Raw genomic sequence first — 21,694 nt, forward strand, 5'->3', positions numbered from 1 at the left:
TGTGCCACACGATGACGGCGTTCTCGGCATCCGATGAGCAATCGTCTCAAACAATGAGATCGGTATTGGTCACATCGGACATACCGCCCGCCCACCCTCACGCCTCACGAAAAGGTCCCGGTATCGCGGCGGGGCCGAAGACGTCGATACCTCCTGCCCTGCGAGAACGCCCTCGGAACGACCGTTTCGACCGAGCGCCCCGAGCATCGCTCGGTGACGGAGATCACCGAGGAAAGCGGAGCCTTCGGCTTCGTCACACCCCCGCGTCTCACTCCTCGGACGGCGATGCCGCCCCGCCGGCGGTCTCGCTCGTGGGCCGTGGGGGGGAACGCGTGGACCCTGGGCCGAGCGCGGGCTCACCCGTCGTGGCGGTCGTCCTGGGACCCGAGGGCCTCGCGGGCCTCGCGGGCCTCGCGTTCGGCGTCGACGTCCTCCTGGGTCACCAGGGGCTCCAGCGGCGGACGCGGCTGGGGGCTGTTGAGGATCCCCTCCAGGATCTCTCTTCTGGGATCGACCCCGTCTCCCCGGGCGGGGACTTCGGCGTCGGGGGCGCCGGTGCCCCCGGTGGACGCCCCACCTCCCCCGGCGGTGCCCTCCTCCCCGGTATCGGCGCCCTCCGTGCGCCACGTCGACTCCGGCGAGGCGGTCTCCTCCGGTCCCGCCTCGGGCAGCAGGGACACGGTCCTGCGCTCGGAACCCTCCGCCTCCCGCTCCTGGGGACCGGAAGGCTCCGACGGTCCGGCGGAGGTCGTGGCTGAGAGCGCGGAGGCGACCTCCACGGCTCCGTAGGCGACGCCGCCCACCACCAGGCTCGCGGCGGCGACCAGGGCACAGCGTACGGGCCAGGAGCCGGATCCTCGACGCGGCCCCGTTGCGGCGGGGCTCTCCTCGGTGGCGGGGCGGGAACCGGTCTCGGCTGTGGACATGGGGGACTCCTGGAGGCGACGGCAGACGACACGGGGCGTCGGAACAGCGGGGCGGGCCGTCCGAACCCCGTCCGAACGGCCCGCCCCTTTCACTCTAGAACCTGGTGACCCAGTCGTACTTGTCGGGGCGCAGGCCCGTCTGTAGGCCCACCAGTTCCTCGCGCAGGCGCATGCTGACCGGGCCCGGGGTACCGTCACCGATCGTGAACTCGCCGTCGTCGCTCTTGACGCGGCCGACCGGGGTGATCACGGCCGCGGTACCGCACGCGAAGACCTCGGTGAGCTCACCGGACTCGGCCGCCTCACGCCACTCGTCGATGGAGATCGGCGCCTCCTCGGCCGGGATGCCCAGGTCGGGTGCCAGGGTCAGCAGCGATTCCCGCGTGATACCGGGCAGCAGGGTCCCCGTCAGCGGAGGAGTGCGCAACCTGGCGTTCTCACCCGAGCCGAACACGAACCACAGGTTCATGCCGCCCATCTCCTCCACCCAGCGGTGCTCGCGCGCGTCGAGCCAGACCACCTGGTCGCAGCCCTTCTCCACCGCCTGGGCCTGGGCCAGGAAGCTGGCCGCGTAGTTGCCCGCGAACTTGGCCTCGCCCGTACCGCCCGGAGCGGCGCGCGTGTAGTCCTTGGACAACCACACCGTCACCGGCTTGACGCCACCCGAGAAGTAGGAACCGACCGGTGAGGCGATCAGAAGGTACAGGTAGGAGCGGGAGGGGTTGTTGACTCCGAGGCCGATGTCCGTGGCGATCATGAAGGGACGCAGGTACAGACTGAAGCCTTCTTTACGGGGGACCCACTCCCCGTCGTGCTCCAACAGCAGTCCGATGGACTCCAGGAAGAGCTCCTCGGGAAGCTCGGGCATCGCCATGCGCGTCGCACTGCGGTTGAAGCGGGCCGCGTTGGCCTCCGGACGGAAGGAGGTGAGGGAGCCGTCGGGCTGCCGGTAGGCCTTGAGCCCCTCGAAGATCTCCTGGGCGTAGTGGAGCGAGGCCGTGGCCGGGTCCAGGCTCAGCGGACCGTACGGCTCCAGTTTCGCGTCGTGCCACCCCTTTCCCTCGGTGTAGCGGATGCTCACCATGTGATCGGTGAACACCTGGCCGAACCCGGGATTCTCCAGCAGCGCTTCTCGTTCCTGCGGGGTCTTCCGCGAGTCTGAGAGCTGGATGTCGAACGCCAACCCGCTTGTGGTGGTGTCGTTGTTCATGTTGTCGATGGTCCTCTCGGGTGCATCAGGTCGGCAGCGCCGCCGACCTGGTATCCAGTCTGTCGGAAGAGCGCACCCGGTGCCAGAGCCGGTCACCCCAAGACGGAGACGGGCGCGCTCGGATCCGAGGCGCGCCCGTCGGCGGTGTGGTTCGGTGACCCGGGAGCCGTCGGCCGCGCCTCGCTGAGGGGCAGGGCCGACGGTGTGCGTCAGCCCTGCTCGCCTACTCGTGCGGCGAGATCGTCGCCGATCTGGGAGGTGGAGCGGACCGCGCCGCTCCGTGCACGGGTCTTCAGGTCCGCGGAGACCGCGGCCTCGATCTGGCGGGCCGCCTGGGGCACGCCGAGGTGCTCCAGCAGGAGGGCGGCCGAGAGCACCGTGGCGGTGGGATCGGCCTTGCCCTGTCCGGCGATGTCGGGGGCGGAGCCGTGCACGGGTTCGAACATGCTCGGGAAGGCGCGGTCGGGGTTGATGTTCCCACTGGCGGCCAGCCCGATGCCTCCGGCGATGGCGGCGCCGATGTCGGTGATGATGTCGCCGAACAGGTTGTCGGTGACCACCACGTCGAAACGGGCGGGCTGGTCGACGAAGAACATCGACGCGGCGTCGACGTGGCAGTAGTCCACGCTGACCTGCGGGTACTCGGCGCCGACCTCGCGGACCACACGCTGCCACAGTTCACCGGCGAAGGTCAGGACGTTGTCCTTGTGCACCAGGGTGAGCTTGCGGCGGGGGCGGGCCGCGGCCTTGTCGAAGGCGTAGCGCACGACCCGTTCGACTCCCAGGCGGGTGTTGACGCTGTCCTGGGTGGCGACCTCGTGGGGGGTGCCCCTGCGCAGTACGCCACCGGCTCCGGCGTAGGGTCCCTCGGTGCCCTCACGGACCACCAGCATGTCGATGTCCTCGGGGCCCACTCCCGCCAGAGGGCTGTCCACGCCCGGGTAGAGGCGCACGGGCCTGAGGTTGACGTAGTGGTCGAAGTCGAAGCGAAGGCGCAGCAGCAAACCACGCTCCAGGACACCGCTGGGGACCGAGGGGTCGCCGACGGCACCCAGGTAGAGGGCGTCGTGTCCGGCCAACTCCGCGGCCACGGAGTCGGGCAGGGTCTCGCCCGTGCGGTGCCAGAGCCTGGCGCCGAGCTCGTACTCGGTGGTCTCGATGGCGAGGTCGTGCCTGGAGGCCGCGACCTCCAACACCTTGAGCCCTTCGGCGATGACCTCGGGACCGATCCCGTCTCCGGGGATGACCGCCAGTTTCACGGTACGCGCTGCCATACGGACTGCCTCTGCTTCGGATGCGGCCCCACCGGCTTCTTCTCAGATAGTGAGACCAGAATGAACACTGAATGAGACAACCCTACCTCCCCCGACGGACCCGCGTCGCCTCTTCACGGAGACCGTCCGCCTCCGTCCGACACACGGCCTCCGCCCGCCGGGGACCGACCTTCAGAAGCGACGGTTGAGGGCGTCCTGTAGGGCTCGGTTGATCTCGTCCTGGGACTCGGGCTCGGACGGGTGCTCGGCCATGTCGTACATGCGATCCTCCGGATGCTCTGCGTGACCGGGCCTGGGAACGGCTCGGCCGGGGTGCGAATGCTCTACACGGGTGCACTGTCGGAGTTCGGGGCGGATCGCGCCGAACGGCGGCGGAGTGCGGAACGTGGGCGACGGTGTCCACGGAGGAAGGAGTCCGCCCCGGCGGGATCGTCTGCCGTGGGACACCGCCAAGGTCCCGGTCGGAACCGAGGCGGCACGGGGCGCCGACCCTCGACGACAGGGTCGTGCGCCAACGACTCCTAGGACTTCAGAATATCGGATGTCCAACTATGTGGCCAGAAATTCTCAGTATGTGAGACGGCCGCGTGTCACGCGGGTACGGCCCGTACGGGCTCCGCCCCCGCACGGCGAAGGGCCGCACCGCGGTCACGCGGTACGGCCCCCGGTTCAGGTCACGTCGCCCCCGAGGAGGCCACGGACCCGGGTCGCTACGTCAGTCCTCCAGGTCCACCTGGCGGCTGATGTCGGCCTCGATCTCGGTGGAGATCGAGGCGAGGATCGCGTCGGGCACGGCGGAGTCCACCGTCAACGCGATGAGGGCCTTGCCGCCCTCCTTGTCCCGGATGACCTGCATCCCCGCGATGTTGACGTCGGCGTCGCCCAACAGGGCACCGACCTTGCCGACGATGCCGGGACGGTCCTCGTAGGAGAGGAACACCATGTGCTCGGCCAGGCCGATCTCCATGGAGTAGTTGTTGATCTCCACGAGCTTCTCGATCTGACGGGGACCGGTCAGGGTTCCCGAGACCGACACGCGGGTGCCGTCGGCGAGCAGCCCGCGGACCGTGATGAGGTTGCGCCAGTCGCTGCTGTCGGCACTGGTGGTGAGGTTGACCTCCACACCGCGTTCCTTGGCCAGGAGCGGGGCGTTGACGAAGGTCACGGTGTCCTCCACCACGTCGGTGAAGACGCCCTTGAGGGCGGCCAACTCCAGCACCTTGACGTCGTGCTCGGCGATCTCGCCCCGGACCTCGACGTCGATACGGCTGGCGATCGCACCCGCGAGCGAGGTGAACACGCGCCCCAGCTTCTCGGTCAGTGGCAGGCCCGGCTTGATCTCCTCGGCCACACCGGTGCCCTGGACGTTCACCGCGTCGGGGACGAACTCGCCGGACAGGGCCAGCTTGACCGAACGGGCGACCTGGGTACCGGCCTTCTCCTGGGCCTCGGAGGTGCTGGCTCCCAGGTGGGGGGCGACCACGACGTTCTGGAACTCGAAGAGCGGGCTGTCGGTGCAGGGCTCCTTGGCGAACACGTCGATGCCGGCGCCGGCCACACGGCCGTCCTTCAACGCCCGGTAGAGCGCGTCCTCGTCGAGGATGCCGCCGCGCGCCGCGTTGATGATGCGCACGTTGGGCTTGACCTTGCCGAGTGCCTCGTCACCGATCAGGCCCAGGGTGTCCTTGTTCTTGGGCAGGTGGATGGTGATGAAGTCCGAGCGCTCCAGCAGCTCGTCGAGCGTGGTCATCTCCACGCCGATCTGGGCCGCGCGGGCGGGCTGCACGAAGGGGTCGTAGGCGATGATCTTGGTGCCGAAGGCCGACAGGCGCTGAGCGACCAGGGCGCCGATACGGCCGAGACCGACCACTCCGACGGTCTTCTCGTACAGCTCCACGCCGGTGTACTCGGACCGCTTCCACTCCCCGTTGACCAGCGCGTTGTGCGCCGGGGCGGTGTTGCGGGCACTGGCCAGCAGCAGGTTGATGGCCTGCTCCGCGGCGCTGATGATGTTGGAGGTGGGGGCGTTGACCACCAGGACGCCGGCCTTGGTGGCGGCCTCCACGTCGACGTTGTCCAGGCCGACACCGGCTCGGGCCACCACCTGTAGACGAGGGGCGGCGGCCAGGGCCTCCGCGTCCACCTGGGTCGCGCTGCGCACGATCAGGGCGTCGACGTCGGCGAGGGCGGGCAGGAGGCGGGACCGGTCGGAGCCGTCGACGTAGCGCACCTCGAAGTCCTCTTCGAGCAACGCGATTCCGGCGGGTGAGAGCTTCTCCGCTACAAGTACGGCGGGTTTGGACACAACGGTTCCTTTTCGGGTGGTGCGACCCGATCGCGCAGGTGGTGGCACTGCCCGGATCGGGGGTGACGGCCGGTCGAAAGTCTACTAGTCGAGTAGGGAAGCGTGTCGGGGGCAGGTGGTCGTATCCACCTGCCCCCACGGTTCACCGGATCTGTCCGGGGTCCGTCGTCCCGTGCTCACACGCCACCGAAGACCTCCGCCTCCGAGACGCCCGGACACGGGACGGAGCCCCGCGAGGGCACCGCTCAGGCCTTGAGCCAGCTCATCAGCGGACGCAGCTCGGCGCCCACCTTCTCGATCTGCTCGTTCTGCTCGGCCTCGCGGCGCTTGCCGAAGGTCGGCTGACCGGCGTCGAACTCGTCCATGAGCTCCTTGGCGTAGGAGCCGTCCTGGATCTCACGGAGGATCTTGCGCATCTCCTGGCGGGTCTGGTCGGTGATCACCCGCGGACCACGGGTGTAGCCGCCGTACTCGGCGTTGTCCGAGACCGACCAGTTCATCTTGGAGATGCCGCCCTCGTACATGAGGTCCACGATCAGCTTGAGCTCGTGCAGGCACTCGAAGTAGGCGACCTCGGGCTGGTAACCCGCCTCCACCAGGGTGGCGAAGCCCGCCTTGACGAGCTCCTCGGTACCGCCGCAGAGCACGGCCTGCTCACCGAACAGGTCGGTCTCGGTCTCCTCGGTGAAGGTGGTCTTGATGACACCGGCCTTGGTGCCGCCGATGCCCTTGGCCCAGGACAGGGCCAGGTCCCAGGCCTGTCCGCTGGCGTCCTTCTCGACCGCGACCAGGCAGGGCACGCCGCGCCCGGCCTCGAACTGACGGCGGACCAGGTGCCCCGGTCCCTTGGGGGCGACCATGGCCACGTCCACGCCCTCGGGCGGGGTGACCAGGCCGTAACGGATGCTGAAGCCGTGGCCGAAGAAGAGGGCGTCGCCCGCCTCCAGGTTCGGTGCGATCTCGGAGGCGTACAGGTCCCGGTGGATGTGGTCGGGGACCAGGATCATGATGACCTGGGCCTCGCGGGTGGCCTCCGCGGGGGTGAGGACACGCAGCCCCTCCTCCTCGGCCTTGGCGCGGCTCTTGGACCCCTCGGCGAGGCCGATCCGCACGTCCACGCCCGAGTCCCGCAGCGACAGCGCGTGCGCGTGCCCCTGGCTGCCGTAACCGATCACGGCGACCTTCTTGCTCTGGATGAGCGAGAGGTCCGCGGCGTCGTCGTAGTACATCTGTGCTGCCACTTGGGGTTACTCCTATGTAGTGAACTTTGTGACGGGACGCGGGCTCGGGGGCCCGGCCGCGACCGGACCCCCGAGTCCTAGGCGCTTCGCTCGACCGCGCGGAGGGAGCGGTCGGTGATCGATCGGGGGCCGCGTCCCAGGGCGACCAGCCCTGATTTGACCAGTTCCCGGATGCCGAACGGCTCCAGGTTCTTGACCAGGGCATCGAGCTTCTCGGGGTCGCCGGTGGCCTCGATGACGACGACGTCCGGGCTGACGTCCACGACGTGTGCGCGGAACAGCTCGGCCGTCTGTAGCACATGGGTGCGGCTGGACGCGTCGGCCTTGACCTTGACGAGCAGCAGCTCGCGTCGGACCGACGCGGTGGTGTCCATCTCCACGATCTTGACGACGTTGACCAGCTTGTTGAGCTGTTTGGTCACCTGCTCCAAGGGATGGAGGTCGCAGTTGACCACGATCGTCATCCGGGACAGCCCTGGATACTCGGTGTTGCTGACACTGAGCGAGTCGATGTTGAAACCACGGCGGGAGAAGAGGGAGGAGGCGCGGGCGAGGATACCCGGCGTGTCCTCCACCAGAACGGAAAGCGTGTGACTGCTCATGGTGGTTTTCGCCTTCTCCTCTTAGTCCTCGTGTTCCCAGTTCGGCGCCATGTCACGCGCGTACTGGATGTTGTCGTTGCTCACGCCGGGGCCGACCATCGGCCAGACCATGGCGTCGTGGTTGACGGTGAAGTCCACGACCACGGGGGCGTCGTCGATCGCCATGGCCTTCTCGATGGTGGCGTCGATGTCCTCGGCACGCTCACAACGCAGGCCGACACAACCGTACGCCTCCGCCAGACGAACGAAGTCGGGAATGCGGACCTTCTCGTCCCGCGGCGCGGTCTGTAGGTCGGTGTTGGAGTAGCGTCCCTCGTAGAACAGGGTCTGCCACTGGCGGACCATGCCCAGGTTGCCGTTGTTGACCACGGCGACCTTGATCGGAATGCCCTCGACGGCGCAGGTGGCCAGCTCCTGGTTGGTCATCTGGAAGCAGCCGTCGCCGTCGATCGACCACACCGTGCGGTCCGGGTCGGCGACCTTGGCGCCGAGCGCGGCGGGCACGGAGAAGCCCATGGTGCCCAGGCCGCCGGAGTTGACGAAGGAACCGGGGCGCTCGTAGTCGATGAACTGGGCCGCCCACATCTGGTGCTGGCCCACACCGGCGACGTAGGTGGCCTCCGGCCCGACGATCTGCCCCAGGCGCTGGACGACCGCCTGTGGGGACAGGCTGCCGTCGTCGGTCGTCTCGTAGCCCTTGGGGTAGGTGGTGCGCAGGCGGTCGAGCTGCTTCCACCAGCCCTCGTAGTCGCCCTGGCGCCCCTTCTCCTGGTCGGCGCGCACGGCCACGACCAGATCGGCCAGGACCTCGCGGCAGTCGCCGACGATGGGCACGTCCGCGTAGCGGTTCTTGGAGATCTCGGCGGGGTCGATGTCGGCGTGGACGATCTTGGCGTCGGGGGCGAAGCTGTCCAGTCGGCCGGTGACGCGGTCGTCGAAGCGGGCGCCCAGGGCGACGATGAGGTCGGCCTTCTGGAGGGCGCCGACGGCGGAGACGTCACCGTGCATACCGGGCATGCCCACGAACTGCGGGTGGCTGTCCGGGAAGACGCCGCGGGCCATCAGGGTGGTGACCACGGGGACGCCGGTGAGTTCGGCCAGGACGCGCAGCTCCGCAGAGGCTCCCGCGCGCAGGACGCCGCCGCCGACGTAGAACACCGGGCGCCGTGCCTCGACGATCATCCGGGCGGCCTCACGGACCTGCTTGCCGTGGGGCTTGGTGACCGGGCGGTAGCCGGGCAGGTCCAGGCGCTCGGGCCAGGTGTGGGCGGTGAAGGACTGTAGGGCGTCCTTGGAGATGTCGACCAGGACGGGGCCGGGGCGTCCGCTGGAGGCGATGTGGAAGGCCTCGGCGATGGTGCGCGAGATCTCCCCGGCGTCTCTGACCAGGAAGTTGTGTTTGGTGATCGGCATGGTGATGCCGCAGATGTCGGCTTCCTGGAAGGCGTCGGTGCCGATCATCGGTGAGGCGACCTGGCCGGTGATGGCCACCATGGGCACCGAGTCCATGTGGGCGTCGGCCAGCGGGGTCACCAGGTTGGTGGCGCCGGGGCCGCTGGTGGCCATGCACACGCCCGGACGTCCGGTGGCGTAGGCGTAACCCTCCGCCGCGTGGCCCGCTCCCTGCTCGTGACGCATGAGGATGTGGCGTACCTTGGCCGAGTCGTAGAGCGGGTCGTAGGCAGGGAGGATGGCACCGCCGGGGATCCCGAAGACGGTGTCAACGCCGACCTGTTCCAGCGACCTGATCAGCGATTGGGCGCCGGTCATCTGCTCGGTCATCTCATGCATCCTTCAGCGAGGGTCCAGAGCGGTGCGGAGGCTCTGGCCTTGGTGGGTCTGATTCCGGCTCTGGCAATAAAAAAACCCCCACCGCCCGGTGGCGGTCGAGGGGTGGCGCGCAGCAGAGGAAGCTCAGTGGGCTGCGCGCCGACCAAGTACGAGAATCAGGGAGTTGCTCTGCACGATCACAACATTGGCCGACGGAGCGGCACCGAGTCAACACGAACGACGTTTTGTCTCACCATGTGAGACGCCGGTGTCAGGATACGACCCGCCCCAGAATGACGAAACCCCTGCCAACAGGGCGAATTCCCCTCAAGTCCGCATCCGCCGTGTGACACATCCCGCATCCCGGGGCGGGAGGAGAACCGGTGCGCGGGCTCCCCGGACGGAAGGTCCCCCGCCCGACGCGAGGGGGCCGTACCCGCACGGGGAGCCCTCAGGGGCCACAGGTCACCTCGCCGCGCCCCCGAGCGGCGAAGGACGCGGTCCCCCGCGGACCCCGGGTCGGTCAGAGACTGGCTCCGGCCTCCCCGCCCACGAGCGACTCCACTCCGCTCTCCGACATCGGTCGGGCCACAAGGAAGCCCTGCCCGTGGTCACAGCCCATCGTGCGCAGCTGCTCCAGCTGTTCGGGACGTTCGATGCCCTCCGCCACCACCTGCACGCCCAGGTCGCGCCCCAGTTGGACGATCGTGTGCGTGAGCAGCGTGACCGTGTCGTCACGCCCCAGGTCGGCCACGAACGAGGGGTCGATCTTGATCGCGTCCACGCTCAGTCTGCGCAGGTGCGCCAAGGAGGCGTAACCCATCCCGTAGTCGTCGATGGCCAGCCGCACACCCAGCTCGCGCAGCTCGCTCAGGCGCTGCACGGCCTCGCCGACGTCGTCGAGCAGGACCTCCTCGTCGACCTCCAGGGTGAGCACCTCGGCGGGAAGTCCGCTCTCGGCGAGGATGCCGGCCACCCTCTCCACGAAGCGCGGGGACAACACCTGCTTCACCGACAGGTTCACCGACAGGCCGATGTCCCAGTCCGAGAGACGCCACACCGAGACCTTCTCACAGGCCTCGCGCAGGATCCTCTCCCCCAACGGCACGATCAACCCCGACTCCTCGGCCGCCCCGATGAAGGCCTCGGGGCCCACCACCTCGCCGTCGCGCCTCCACCGCACCAGGGCCTCCACCGAGGTCACCCGCGAGCTGCCCAGGTCGACCACGGGCTGGTACTCCAGGAAGAACTCGTCCTCGACCAGTGCCCGGCGCAGCCGCATCTGCAATTCCAGACGTGAGACCACGGTGTCGTGCATGTGGGCGGCGTAGACCTCCACGTGGTCGGTGCCCCGCTCCTTGGCGCGGGCCATCGCCACGTCGGCGTTGCGCAGCAGCTCGCCGCTGTCGGTGGTCGACTCGGCGAAGGCCACACCGATGCTGGCGGTCAGCAGGATGTCCCGGTCGGCGACCTGGAAGGGCTCGGAGGCGATCACCCGTCCCAGACGTTCGGCCATGTCCACCACCTGCTGGGCCTTGGGCACGTCCTCCACCAGGACCGCGAACTCGTCGCCGCCCCAGCGGGCCACGGTCGCGTTGGAGTCCAGTTCCCCGCGCAGCCTGCGTGCGGCCTGGCCGAGCAGGTGGTCGCCGCGCACGTGCCCCGCGGAGTCGTTGACCGCGGTGAAACCGTCCAGGTCCAGGAAGATCACCGCGACCTCCCCGGCGGGTTCCTCGCTCATCGCCCGGTGCGCCAGCACGTCGCCGGCGCGCTCCTCCAGGTAGGCGCGGTTGGGGAGCCCGGTCACACCGTCGTGGAAGGTCAGGTGCCGGACCTCGTTCTGCAACGCCACCTGGGCGCTGATGTCGCGCGTGGTCACCAACAGTCGGTCGGGCTCCCCCGGCTGTTCGTACAGCGAGATCGTGGACTCGGTGTGCCGCCAGGTGCCGTCCGCCGCCCGGACCCGTAGGCGCATGTGCACGCCCTGGGCACCACGCTCGGTGAACAGGTCGGTGATCCCCTTGGTGCGCCCCAGGTCCTCCGGATGGATGAGCGCGGTGACGGGCGCGGCGAGCACGTCCTGGAGTCGGTAACCGAAGGCCTCGGCCGTGCCGGGGCTGACGTAGTGCACGCCCCCGTCCCGGTCCAGGATGAGGATCACGTCACCGCTGTTGCGCGCCAGTTCGTGGAAGTGGACCTCACGGTTGCGCACCATACGGGCCAGGGTGGAGTTCTCCTCCAACATGCCCATCATCCGCACCAACAGCACCACGACCGCGGTACCCGCGGCCAGTGGCAGCACGGGGGCGACCCCGGGCAGCCGAAGCCCGGCCACGGTGAGCACCACGGCCGCCACGAACATGGCGGCGACGGCGGCGAGCTCGGGCGCGAACCGGTACAGGCCCCTGCCGGTGATACGGCGGGGACTGAGGCCCGGACGGTTCCCCACCGACCAGGGGAGGGATCCCAGCAGGACGAAGCCCAGGAACCGCACCGGGTGTTCGATCCCTCCGGCGATGGGCGGTCCGGTCAGCCGGGTGAGCGCGCCGAGCAGGTCCGCGCCGGCGATGACGATGAGCGAACCGATCGCCACCAGCACCGCGCGCCGCGTACTGTGCGGCGACATGAAGACCAGCGGTACGAGCAGGCACAGCACGACGATGTCGGCGACCGGGTAGACCAGTGCGAAGCCGAGGAAACCGGCGCCCTCCCCCAGCTCTCGGTAGAGCGGGGAGAACAGCAGCAGCCACACCACGGAGAACACCGCGGCTGCGCACACGTAGCTGTCGGTGACGTGCCGTACCGCGGTCCGGACACCGCCCGGCCAGGGAGCGAACCTGGTGAAGCCGACCACGAAGAGCGGCAGGGCGGTCAGCGCGAAGAGGTCCCCGAGGGTGAGAGACAGGGGCGATCCGGAGCTGAAGAGTCGTGTCAGGCCATGGGTGAGACCGCCCGCGCACCAGGCGAGGGCGGCGAAACCGAGGTGACGCAGCGCGGACGCCCCGTCCACCCCGTCGGCCTGGACACTCCTGCCCGCACCGGTGGTCGTCCAGCGCCGCGAGGCGTGGAGCAGGGACAACCCGGCCGCCCCGGCGGCGAGGGAGGTCGGCCACTCGCCGAGTTCGGCGGTCACCGTGGTCTCCGCCAGGGGGACGAAGGTCCCCACGACGTAGAACAGCGACAGCACGCCCAGGGCGACGACCCCCAGACGGTGTGCCCAGGTTCCCATCACAGGCCTCCCGGTGGGCGCGCCACCGCCGACACGGCGTTCGTCCGCCGTCGCGCTCTCTCCTTCATGGAGCACCCACCTCGCGTCGTTCGAGTCCGGACGCGGCACAGCGTCCGACAGCGCGTCCGCCGCCGGAATCTCACGGGACCGGGACGGAACTGGTGGCGAAGACGACCCGAGGAGCCGCACACGCCCCGTGCGCCGCAACACTACGCAGTCAAGGTCACACAGCGATTGAGGACCGGACGAGAGATGACGACGAAAAGATCACACAGGGTGACCACCGTACGTTCTCCGGTCGATGGCGTCCCACGGGGCCCGCGGTCGGGTGCGCCTTCCCCCCACGGGGCCCGCGCTCAACCCACCCCGAGCCTTTCCAGGATCAGTTCGCGGGCTCGCCCGGCGTCGGCCTGGCCCCTGGTCGCCTTCATGACCGCGCCCACCAGGGCTCCGGCCGCGGCGACCTTGCCTCCGCGCACCTTGTCCGCGATATCGGGGTTGCCCGCGATCGCCTCGTCCACGGCCGCGCCGAGTGCGCCGTCGTCACTGACGACCTTCAGTCCGCGAGCCTCGACCACCTCGTCCGGTTCGCCCTCGCCGGCCAGGACTCCCTCCACCACCTGACGGGCGAGCTTGTTGGTGAGCGTGCCCTCCTCCACCAGGGCGATGATCCGGGCGACCTGTGCGGGGGTGATGGGCAGATCGCCCAGCTCCACCTCCTGCTCGGTGGCACGGCGGGAGAGTTCGTTCATCCAGAGTTTGCGGGCCTCGGACGCGGGGGCGCCCTCGGCCACGGTCGCCTCCACCAGGCCGATGGCGTCGGCGTTGACGAGGTCGCGCAGTTCGGTGTCGGTGAGGTTCCACTCCGCGCGCACCCGGGCGCGCTGGGCCGCGGGCAGTTCCGGAATGGTGGCGCGCAGTTGCTCCACCCACTCCTGCGAGGGAGCCACGGGGACCAGGTCCGGGTCCGGGAAGTACCGGTAGTCCTGCGCCTCCTCCTTCGAACGGCCCGAGACGCTGCGACCGGTGTTCTCCTGGAAGTGACGTGTCTCCTGCACGACCCTCTGTCCGGCCTCCAGCACGCCGGCCTGACGCTCGATCTCCGAGCGCACGGCCCGCTCGATCGAACGCAGTGAGTTGACGTTCTTGGTCTCGCTCCGGGTCCCCCACTCGTCGGCGCCACGACGGTTGATCGAGACGTTGACGTCGCAGCGCATGGAACCCTCCTCCATGCGCACGTCGGAGATGCCCAGCGCGCGTACCAGGTCGCGCAGCTCGGCGGCGTAGGCGCGGGCCACCTGGGGCGCCAGCTCACCGGTACCGGTGATGGGCTTGGTGACGATCTCCAACAGCGGGATGCCCGCCCGGTTGTAGTCGACGATGGAGTAGTCGGCACCGTGGATGCGACCGGTGGCCCCGCCCACGTGGGAGGTCTTGCCGGTGTCCTCCTCCATGTGGACACGCTCGATCTCCACGCGGAACTCGCGCGGCCCCTCGGGGGTGTCGACCGTGACGTCGAGGTGGCCGTCGACACAGATGGGCTCGTCGTACTGGGAGATCTGGTAGTTCTTCGGCATGTCCGGATAGAAGTAGTTCTTCCGGGCGAAGCGGCCCCACGGAGCGACGGAGCAGTTCAGCGCCAACCCCAGACGGATGGCGCCCTCGACCGCTTTTTCGTTGACCACCGGCAGCGAGCCGGGCAGCGCCAGGCAGACCGGGCACACCTGCGTGTTGGGCGCGGCCCCGAACGCGGTGGGGCAGGAACAGAACATCTTGGAAGCGGTGCCCAGCTCGATATGGGTCTCCAGGCCGAGCACGGGCTCATATGTGGCCAGCGCCTGCTCGTACTCCACCGGTGCGGGACCGCTGTTCGTGACAGGGCTAGGAGTTACCGCGTGGGCCATCGCCGAAAACCCGTTTCCTTAGAGGACATACCTTCCAGCTCAGAGTACCGAGGGTACGAGGGTGGAGCGCCCGGGACCCGGGACACCGAAGTGTCACCGCACATCACGGCCAGTACACGATTGGGCCGCTGTCCAGGGAATGCCCGCTGTTCCGGGGGGTCCGGCGGTTAACCTGGTCGTTCCAGATGATGTCCCGCCGGTCGGTCCCCACGGTGGCCGCCGCCCTCGCCCGGGAGCGCAAGCATGTCAGGCATCCTGCGTCGGTGCGCCACGCTGCTCTGCGCCGTCGTCGTGGTCGGTGCCCTGGCCGGTGTCCCCGCCGCCGGCGCCGACGGGTTCTCCCGGTTGGATCGCGACCCGGTCGAGGGCGAGCCCCTCACCCTCACCGACGGCAGGGAGATCGGCACGGCCCTGTTCAGTCTGCGCGTGGCGGACCACGATTCGGTGCAGGCCTACTCCGCGGCCTCCGACAAGGAGGTCCACCCACGCGCCGCCTACGTGGAGTCAGTGTGGTCGGACGTTGAGCAATGGACCGAAACCCTCGGGGAAACGGACCCCCCCGATCGGGCGAGCTGGATCGTCTCCCACTCCTATCCGACGCTCGACCTGTCTCCTCTGGCGGAGGAGACCGGGCTGCCCCCGCTGCGGGAACAACAGGCGATCGCGGGCACCCAGGCCGCCCTGTGGCACGTGCTGGAAGGGGCGGAGCCGGACCGCGACGCCAACGACGACGCCGTCCTCGCCCTGTACGACCATCTGGTGGAGGGCAGCGCGGCGGCCGTCGACAACACCGTCTCCCGTTCCCTGGAGATCACCCCGTCACAGGTGGAGGCGACCGCACCGGAGGAACCGCTGGGGCCGCTGACCGTGCACGTCTCCGGAGCGGGACCGGTGAAGGCCTCGGTCCGGGGCGCTCCGGCGTCGTGGCTGGTCGACGCGGAGGGGGAACAGGTGACCCAGGTACGCGACGGCGAGGAGGTCTTCCTCAGGGTGGACCCCTCGGTACCCGCGGGGGTGGTGACCCTGCACGTGCGCGGTCAGTCGGTGCCGTTGCCCCAGGGGCGTCTGTTCACCGGACGGGACGGTGTGCGCACCCAGCCGTTGGTGACGGCGGAGGCGGGCTCGGCCACGAGTGTGGACACCGCGACGTTCACCTGGCGGCCCGAAGCCGTCCCCGAGGAGCCTCCCTCTCCGGGGCCGGCGAAGGACGAGGAGCCCTCGCCCGAGGAGGTCGTGCGCACGGACGCCTCGGAAGCGGAGGTATCCCCAGAAGCGGATGACCGAATCCAGGAAGAGGATCTGGCCAACACCGGTACCTGGCTGTCGGGACTTCTGGTCATCGCGGGGGCCCTGGTCGTATCCGGCCTGATCATCCTGGTCCTGGGGCGGAAACGGCGTGACTGAGCGGAACCAAGGACGCGCGAAGCCGCATCTGGTTGCCTGACTTTCGGCCATAATATGGTTTCTCTTGCTTCTCTTTTTTTCCTGCCCGTATTCGGTCACATTTTTGCGAACCGGCTTGGAACCGGGCAGAAGGATCGCTAGTATCGAGCACGCGTTGGCACCCCTACGGCCGAGTGCGGCGAGCTCCCGCGTCACAGCAAGCCCACCCGGAAAGATCGCGCCCACCCCACGCGGCGCACATCTCCCGAGTCCGACATGGTGAACCCCCGGGTGAACGCACGAGGTGGCCTCTCGCCAGGCCGCCGAGCCGTAGCCACCGCATCCGTCCTACCGGTTTCTCACTGCCCCTTGGGCGGATACCCCTATCCGGTTACTCCTAGAACACACCGGGACACGATTTGAGTAAATCCTCTCTCCCCCGTACCGCCGGGCGCGCGGGCCTCGCGGCCACCGCCGCCGCGTTCCTGGCCTTCGGCCTCGCCGCCCCCGCGGCCGCCGACGTGGAGACCTCTGACAGCTCCGCTCGCGGTCAGTACGTCGGCAACGCCGAGACCGGCGTTCGGGTCTCCATGGGCGGCAGCACCATCGGGACCACCCTCTTCAACATGGAACTCGAAGACGGTGCGGTCCTGAAGATGTACTGCATCGACTTCGAGACGAGCATTCGCTCGAACGCGTGGTACCTGGAGGACGACTGGGCCAACTACCCGGGCAAGGGCGACTTCGCCGAGCCCGCCAAGGTCCACTGGATCCTCCAGAACGGTTACCCGGCCGTGAGCGCCGAGGACCTGGCCGCCGCCGCGGGCATCAACCGCCTCACCAAGGACGAGGCCCTGGGCGCCACCCAGGCCGCGATCTGGCACTTCAGCAACGGTGTGGACCTGGACGCTCGTAACCAGCCCAACGTCAAGGCCCTGTACGAGTACCTCACCTCCAACGCCGAGGACCTGCCCCAGACCGCGGAGCCCGAGGCCTCCCTGAAGATCACCCCGGGTGAGGCCTCCGGCAAGGCCGGCGAGACCATCGGCGAGTTCGTCATCGAGACGAGCGCGGCCTCCATCCCGGTCGACCTGACCGCCCCCGAGGGCGTCGAGCTCGTCGACCTGGAGACCGGCGAGCCGGTCACGGAGGTCGGCAACGGCGACAAGGTCGGCTTCTCGGTTCCGGCCGACGCCGAGCCGGGCGAGGCCGCCTTCTCCCTGGAGACCACGGCCACCGTCGAGGTGGGCCGCCTCTTCAAGGGTGAGAGCAAGAAGCCGACCCAGACCCTGGTCACCGCCGAGGGCGGACAGACCAGCGTCTCCGCGTCCGCCTCCGCCACCTGGACCGAGGGCGAGCCCGAGGTCCCGGAGGAGCCGAGCGAGCCCGAGGAGACCCCCGAGCCGGAGGAGCCGGAGTCCCCGGAGCCGAGCGAGCCCGAGGAGCCGCAGGAGCCCCAGGAGCCCGGCGACAAGCCGACCCCGCCCGCGGACGACAAGAAGGAGCCGACCCTGCCGGTGACCGGTGGCGCTCTGGCCGGCCTGGTGGCCGCCGGTGTGGCCGCTCTGGGCGCTGGTGGCGGCGCGATCTACTTCAGCCGCAAGCGCAAGGCCGCCAACACCGAGGACGTGGAGGGCTGATCCCCTTCCGACCGCCTCATGGCGGTGGTGCCTGAGGGCCCGTTCCCGTGGGAGACCGCGGGGACGGGCCCTCCCCCTTTTCCTCTCGGGGTCGTGAAGAACGAGCGCCCGCCGTCCCGGAAAGGGACGACGGGCGCTCGGAACCGGTTCCGGCCTCTTACCCGGTCACCGCGTAGGGGTTGCGGGAGAGCAGGTCGCCGTCACGCTCGGTCAACGCGCTCTCGACCGCCGCCGCGACCCGGTAGGTGCGGTCGTCGGCCAGGGCCGGGGCCATGATCTGGAAGCCGACGGGAAGGCCGTCCTCGGGAGCCAGGCCGCACGGCACCGACAGCGAGGCGTTTCCGGCCATGTTGGACGGAATGGTGCACAGGTCGGCCAGGTACATGGCCATGGGGTCGTCGGCGCGCTCGCCGATGGAGAAGGCCGTGGTCGGTGTGGTCGGCGAGACCAGCACGTCCACGTTCTCGAAGGCGGCGTCGAAGTCGCGCTTGATCAGCGTGCGCACCTGCTGGGCGCTGCCGTAGTAGGCGTCGTAGTAACCGCTGGACAGGGCGTAGGTGCCCAACATGATGCGGCGCTTGACCTCGGGACCGAAGCCCTGGGCCCTGGTCAGCGACATGACCTCCTCGGCACTGCGCGTGCCGTCGTCGCCCACCCGCAGGCCGTAGCGCATGGCGTCGAAGCGGGCCAGGTTGGACGAGCACTCGCTGGGCGCGATGAGGTAGTACGCCGACAGGGCGGCGTCGAAACTCGGACAGGACAGTTCGACGACCTTGGCGCCCAGGGACTCCAGCAGCTCCAGGGTCTCGTGGAAGCGCTGACGCACACCCGCCTGGAAACCGTCGCCGTCCAGTTCCTTGACCACGCCCACGCGAAGACCCTCGACGTCGCCACGGCGGGCGGCCTCCACGACCTGCGGGACCGGCGCGTCGATGGAGGTGGAGTCACGCGGGTCGTGCCCGGAGAAGGCCTCGTGCAGCAGGGCCGCGTCGAGGACGTTGCGCGCGAACGGACCCGGGGTGTCCAGGGAGGAGGCGAAGGCGATGACCCCGTAGCGGGAGGAACCACCGTAGGTGGGCTTGGCCCCGACCAGACCGCACACCGCTGCGGGCTGACGGATCGAACCGCCGGTGTCGGTACCGGTGGCCAGGGGCGCCTCGAACGCGGCCACGGCCGCGGAGGAGCCTCCGGAGGAACCACCCGGCACGCGGTCGGTGTCCCAGGGGTTGCGGGTGACCTTGTAGGCGGAGTTCTCCGTGGAGGATCCCATGGCGAACTCGTCCATGTTGGTCTTGCCCAGGATGACCAGGCCCGCCTCGCGCAGGCGCGCGGTGACGGTGGCGTCGTAGGGCGGACGCCAGCCCTCCAGGATCCTGGAGGCCGAGGTGGTGGGCATGTCCTTGGTGGTGAACACGTCCTTGTGGGCGACCGGCACCCCGGCCAGCGGACCCAGCTCCTCACCGGCGGCGCGGCGGGCGTCCACCGCGCGGGCCTGCTCCAGGACGGTCTCGCGGTCCACGTGCAGGTAGGCGCCGATCCGGCCGTCCACGGCCTCGATCCGGTCCAGGTAGGCGGTGGCGGTCTCCTCCGCGGAGACCTGTCCCTCCCGGATGGCCTCGCCGAGCCGGGCGGCGGTCATGCCGACGATGTCGCTCACCACTACTCATCCTCTCCCAGGATCCGCGGGACCCGGAAACGCTGATCCTCCACCGCCGGGGCAGCGGCCATGGCCTGTTCGTGGGTGAGGCCGGGCCCGACCTCGTCGGGGCGGTAGACGTTGGTCAGCGGCAGGGCGTGCGAGCTGGGCGGAATGTCGCCCTTGGCGACCTCCTGCACCTTGGCCACGGCGGTGAGGATGTCACCGAGCTGGGCGGCGAGCGTGTCGAGCTCGCTCTCGTCGAGCGCCAGCCGCGACAACCGGGCGAGGTGTGCGACCTCATCGCGGGTGATGGCGGTCATGGATGAGAACCGTTTCTTCGGCGGAAGGACTGTCCCGTTCATCTTAGGACGCCGCTACCGGTGCCGGGGCGCCCCCGGTCCGGGGCCGGCTCCGGACCCCGGAGGCCGCGTCACACCCGTGTGTTCGCCACCGTTCCGCCCTCGTAGGCGGTGAACCAGTCCGCGGCCTCGTCCGCGGTCAACGGCGGTGTGAAGTAGCGCCCCTGTGCGGCGTGGCAACCGGTGTCACACGCGGCGCGGGCGAGTTCGGCGTCCTGCACCCCCTCCGCGGTGGCGCGCATGCCCAGCGCCTTGACCAGGGCGATGGCCGCCCGGACCACGGTGTGGCCGTTGTCGGAACGGTCGACCAGGCGTGCGGTGAAACTCTCGTGGATCTTGACCTCGTCCAGCGGCAGCCCGGCGAGCTGGGCGAGGGTGAAATGGCCGGTGCCGAAGTCGTCCAGGGTCAGTCCCACGCCCAGGCGGTGGAGTGCGTGGATGGCCTCGGTGGCGGACGCGGTGTCGGCGATCAAGGCGTCCTCACCGATCTCCAGGACGAGCTGTCCGGGCGCGACCCCGTACTCGCGCAGTGCGGCGGCGACGATACCGGGCAGCTCGGGGTCCAGGAGCTCGCGCACGCCCAGGTTCACGGCGACGGGCAACTCCATGCCCTGCCTCCGCCATCGGGCGATCTGGGCCAGCGTGATGTCCAGTACCTCGGCGGTGAAGGACTTCAGCAGGTTGGACTGCTCCACGACCGGCATGAACTCGTCGGGGGTGAGCAGCCCCCGGTCGGGATGGCGCCAGCGGGCGAGGGCCTCCCACCCCAGGGGCCTTTCGTCCGTCAGGCCGACCTTGGGCTGGTAGTGCATCTCCAGGGCGCCTTCCGTCAGGCCGCGGCGCAGCTCTGAGTACAGGCTCAGCCTGGCCGTGGAGTTGCGGTCCTTGCCGGGGTCGTAGACCTCCACACCGGTACGGTCGGCCTTGGCCACGTACATGGCCACGTCCGCCCTCTGCATCAGGTGCGCGAAGTCGGACGCGTCGCCGGGGAAGAGCGCGATGCCGATGCTGGCCTGTAGATCGAAGTCCATGCCGTCCAGGCGGACGGGTTCGGACAGGGCCCCGCGCAGTCGGAAGGCGACCTCGCGGGCGGACTCGGTGTCACTGACCCGGGGCAGCAGGACGGCGAACTCGTCGCCGCCGAGCCGGGCCACGAGGTCTCCGGGGCGGACGCTGTACGTGAGCCGGCGGGCGACGGTCTGAAGGAGGCGGTCGCCCGTGTGGTGCCCCAGGGTGTCGTTGACCTCCTTGAACCGGTCCAGGTCCAGCAGGAGCAGGCCGACCCCTCCGCCACGTTGCCGGGCACGGTCGATCTCCTGGCGGGCGCGGACCGTGAGGAGTTTGCGGTTGGCCAGGGAGGTGAGCTCGTCGTGGTTGGCCTGGTGATCACGCTTGACCGACAACAGCGCACTCGTGTGGAGCGCGCTGAGCGGCAACGCGAAGAGCGGAACGAACAGCACCGAGTGGTTGCCGGCCACCACCACGAGCGGGGCGAGGCTGAGCAGGACGGCGTGGAGGCGGGCCTGGCGGAGCATCCCCTTGGACATGGCCTGTTTGAGGGTCACCCGCTCGTGCATGGCCACCGCGCACAGGACCAGTACGCGGTTGGTCACGAAGTACCCGGCTCCCGCCAGGGCGATGGAGAGCAACTCCCCCACGGCGGGAAGCCATGTCTGTTGGAGCAGCCCGGGCGACGTCAGACGTAGGAGTGCGTCGGCCACACCGAGGGCGAGGGTGTACTGGGCGACGTTGAACGCGGTGCGGTGGGTCGCGTGACCGCGTGCGAACCCGGCGACGGCGATGGCCACGGCCTGGACCAGGGCCGCCACGGGCAACCCGTGCAGGATGACGAGCGCGAAGGAGAAGGGCAGGGACGTGGGCGCCCCACTGCCCGGTGGTTGCCCCGGGAGGGGGATGGTCCGCAGCTCCCCCAGGACGATCATGCACAGCAGTACCCAGGTGAGCGGTTCGACGGCGAGCGCGCGTAGTTCGTCCATGGTCAGGCCGAGAGCGGAACCGACGAGCACTCCCGCCCCCGCGAGCGTCGCACCCATCATGTACAGCCACAACGGAGTTCCCCGGCGGGGACCGATGTCCCGTGTGTCGATCGGGTCCTTCGCGCCGGGACCCCGTGAGGAGACCGTGGAACCGGCGACGCCGCCATCGCTGTTTCTGGAAGTTTCCATGACCCCGCCACCCTTCATGACCGAAT

14 protein-coding genes are annotated in these 21,694 nt (G+C 69.4%); 2 read left to right on the forward strand and 12 right to left on the reverse strand.

Going from position 1 to position 21,694, the window contains the following annotated elements; all coding sequences use genetic code 11:
- Positions 1 to 356 precede the first annotated feature (356 nt).
- The 9 genes from PFX91_RS15185 to gatB all read right to left on the reverse strand — a co-directional run bounded on the left by PFX91_RS15185 (position 357) and on the right by gatB (position 14,410).
- Positions 357 to 926: a hypothetical protein gene (locus PFX91_RS15185; protein WP_285732373.1), complete on the reverse strand. Its 570-nt coding sequence runs from the start codon at positions 924 to 926 to the stop codon at positions 357 to 359.
- A 94-nt stretch (positions 927 to 1,020) separates the two neighbouring features.
- On the reverse strand, positions 1,021 to 2,136 hold the full coding sequence (locus tag PFX91_RS15190) for a branched-chain amino acid aminotransferase (protein WP_285732375.1): 1,116 nt from the start codon (positions 2,134 to 2,136) through the stop codon (positions 1,021 to 1,023).
- A gap of 209 nt (positions 2,137 to 2,345) precedes the next feature.
- Positions 2,346 to 3,410 (reverse strand): 3-isopropylmalate dehydrogenase, encoded by a 1,065-nt coding sequence (locus tag PFX91_RS15195; protein WP_285732377.1) that lies wholly within the window; start codon positions 3,408 to 3,410, stop codon positions 2,346 to 2,348.
- Between the two features lie 715 nt (positions 3,411 to 4,125).
- Positions 4,126 to 5,715, reverse strand: coding sequence for a phosphoglycerate dehydrogenase (gene serA / locus PFX91_RS15200; protein ID WP_285732379.1), 1,590 nt, complete (start codon positions 5,713 to 5,715; stop codon positions 4,126 to 4,128).
- Positions 5,716 to 5,960: 245 nt separating this feature from the next.
- Positions 5,961 to 6,956, reverse strand: coding sequence for a ketol-acid reductoisomerase (gene ilvC, locus PFX91_RS15205; RefSeq protein WP_285732380.1), 996 nt, complete (start codon positions 6,954 to 6,956; stop codon positions 5,961 to 5,963).
- A gap of 77 nt (positions 6,957 to 7,033) precedes the next feature.
- On the reverse strand, positions 7,034 to 7,558 hold the full coding sequence (gene ilvN / locus PFX91_RS15210) for an acetolactate synthase small subunit (protein WP_285732382.1): 525 nt from the start codon (positions 7,556 to 7,558) through the stop codon (positions 7,034 to 7,036).
- 21 nt (positions 7,559 to 7,579) lie between these two features.
- On the reverse strand, positions 7,580 to 9,340 hold the full coding sequence (locus PFX91_RS15215) for an acetolactate synthase large subunit (RefSeq protein WP_285732384.1): 1,761 nt from the start codon (positions 9,338 to 9,340) through the stop codon (positions 7,580 to 7,582).
- Positions 9,341 to 9,851: 511 nt separating this feature from the next.
- The gene (locus PFX91_RS15220; RefSeq protein WP_285732386.1) at positions 9,852 to 12,557 is read right to left on the reverse strand and encodes a putative bifunctional diguanylate cyclase/phosphodiesterase; all 2,706 of its coding nucleotides are present in this window, start codon (positions 12,555 to 12,557) and stop codon (positions 9,852 to 9,854) included.
- Positions 12,558 to 12,913: 356 nt separating this feature from the next.
- Positions 12,914 to 14,410 (reverse strand): Asp-tRNA(Asn)/Glu-tRNA(Gln) amidotransferase subunit GatB, encoded by a 1,497-nt coding sequence (gatB, locus tag PFX91_RS15225; RefSeq protein ID WP_285732564.1) that lies wholly within the window; start codon positions 14,408 to 14,410, stop codon positions 12,914 to 12,916.
- Between the two features lie 294 nt (positions 14,411 to 14,704).
- Between gatB and PFX91_RS15230 the strand changes: the two genes are divergently transcribed.
- Positions 14,705 to 15,865 carry a thioester domain-containing protein gene (locus tag PFX91_RS15230; RefSeq protein ID WP_285732388.1) on the forward strand — a complete coding sequence of 387 codons (1,161 nt, stop codon included), beginning with the start codon at positions 14,705 to 14,707 and terminating at the stop codon, positions 15,863 to 15,865.
- 398 nt (positions 15,866 to 16,263) lie between these two features.
- The gene (locus PFX91_RS15235; RefSeq protein WP_285732390.1) at positions 16,264 to 17,484 is read left to right on the forward strand and encodes a thioester domain-containing protein; all 1,221 of its coding nucleotides are present in this window, start codon (positions 16,264 to 16,266) and stop codon (positions 17,482 to 17,484) included.
- A 157-nt stretch (positions 17,485 to 17,641) separates the two neighbouring features.
- Here the strand turns inward: PFX91_RS15235 and gatA are convergent, their stop codons facing one another.
- The 3 genes from gatA to PFX91_RS15250 all read right to left on the reverse strand — a co-directional run bounded on the left by gatA (position 17,642) and on the right by PFX91_RS15250 (position 21,668).
- On the reverse strand, positions 17,642 to 19,141 hold the full coding sequence (gatA, locus tag PFX91_RS15240; protein ID WP_285732391.1) for an Asp-tRNA(Asn)/Glu-tRNA(Gln) amidotransferase subunit GatA: 1,500 nt from the start codon (positions 19,139 to 19,141) through the stop codon (positions 17,642 to 17,644).
- A 2-nt stretch (positions 19,142 to 19,143) separates the two neighbouring features.
- Positions 19,144 to 19,443 (reverse strand): Asp-tRNA(Asn)/Glu-tRNA(Gln) amidotransferase subunit GatC, encoded by a 300-nt coding sequence (gene gatC, locus PFX91_RS15245; RefSeq protein WP_285732393.1) that lies wholly within the window; start codon positions 19,441 to 19,443, stop codon positions 19,144 to 19,146.
- Positions 19,444 to 19,553: 110 nt separating this feature from the next.
- Positions 19,554 to 21,668 carry a putative bifunctional diguanylate cyclase/phosphodiesterase gene (locus tag PFX91_RS15250; RefSeq protein WP_285732395.1) on the reverse strand — a complete coding sequence of 705 codons (2,115 nt, stop codon included), beginning with the start codon at positions 21,666 to 21,668 and terminating at the stop codon, positions 19,554 to 19,556.
- Positions 21,669 to 21,694: the final 26 nt, after the last annotated feature.

Origin of the sequence: Nocardiopsis sp. ATB16-24 (assembly GCF_030271535.1) — a bacterium.
Taxonomy (GTDB): Bacteria; Actinomycetota; Actinomycetes; order Streptosporangiales; family Streptosporangiaceae; genus Nocardiopsis.

Excerpts from the sequence above, each read along its gene's own strand:
- PFX91_RS15195 (WP_285732377.1), bottom strand. The coding sequence starts at position 3,410 with ATGGCAGCGCGTACCGTGAAACTGGCGGTCATCCCCGGAGACGGGATC.
- PFX91_RS15230 (WP_285732388.1), top strand. The coding sequence starts at position 14,705 with ATGTCAGGCATCCTGCGTCGGTGCGCCACGCTGCTCTGCGCCGTCGTC.
- PFX91_RS15250 (WP_285732395.1), bottom strand. The coding sequence starts at position 21,668 with ATGGAAACTTCCAGAAACAGCGATGGCGGCGTCGCCGGTTCCACGGTC.
- ilvN (WP_285732382.1), bottom strand. The coding sequence starts at position 7,558 with ATGAGCAGTCACACGCTTTCCGTTCTGGTGGAGGACACGCCGGGTATC.
- gatC (WP_285732393.1), bottom strand. The coding sequence starts at position 19,443 with ATGACCGCCATCACCCGCGATGAGGTCGCACACCTCGCCCGGTTGTCG.
- PFX91_RS15190 (WP_285732375.1), bottom strand. The coding sequence starts at position 2,136 with ATGAACAACGACACCACCACAAGCGGGTTGGCGTTCGACATCCAGCTC.
- PFX91_RS15220 (WP_285732386.1), bottom strand. The coding sequence starts at position 12,557 with ATGGGAACCTGGGCACACCGTCTGGGGGTCGTCGCCCTGGGCGTGCTG.
- PFX91_RS15185 (WP_285732373.1), bottom strand. The coding sequence starts at position 926 with ATGTCCACAGCCGAGACCGGTTCCCGCCCCGCCACCGAGGAGAGCCCC.
- PFX91_RS15215 (WP_285732384.1), bottom strand. The coding sequence starts at position 9,340 with ATGACCGAGCAGATGACCGGCGCCCAATCGCTGATCAGGTCGCTGGAA.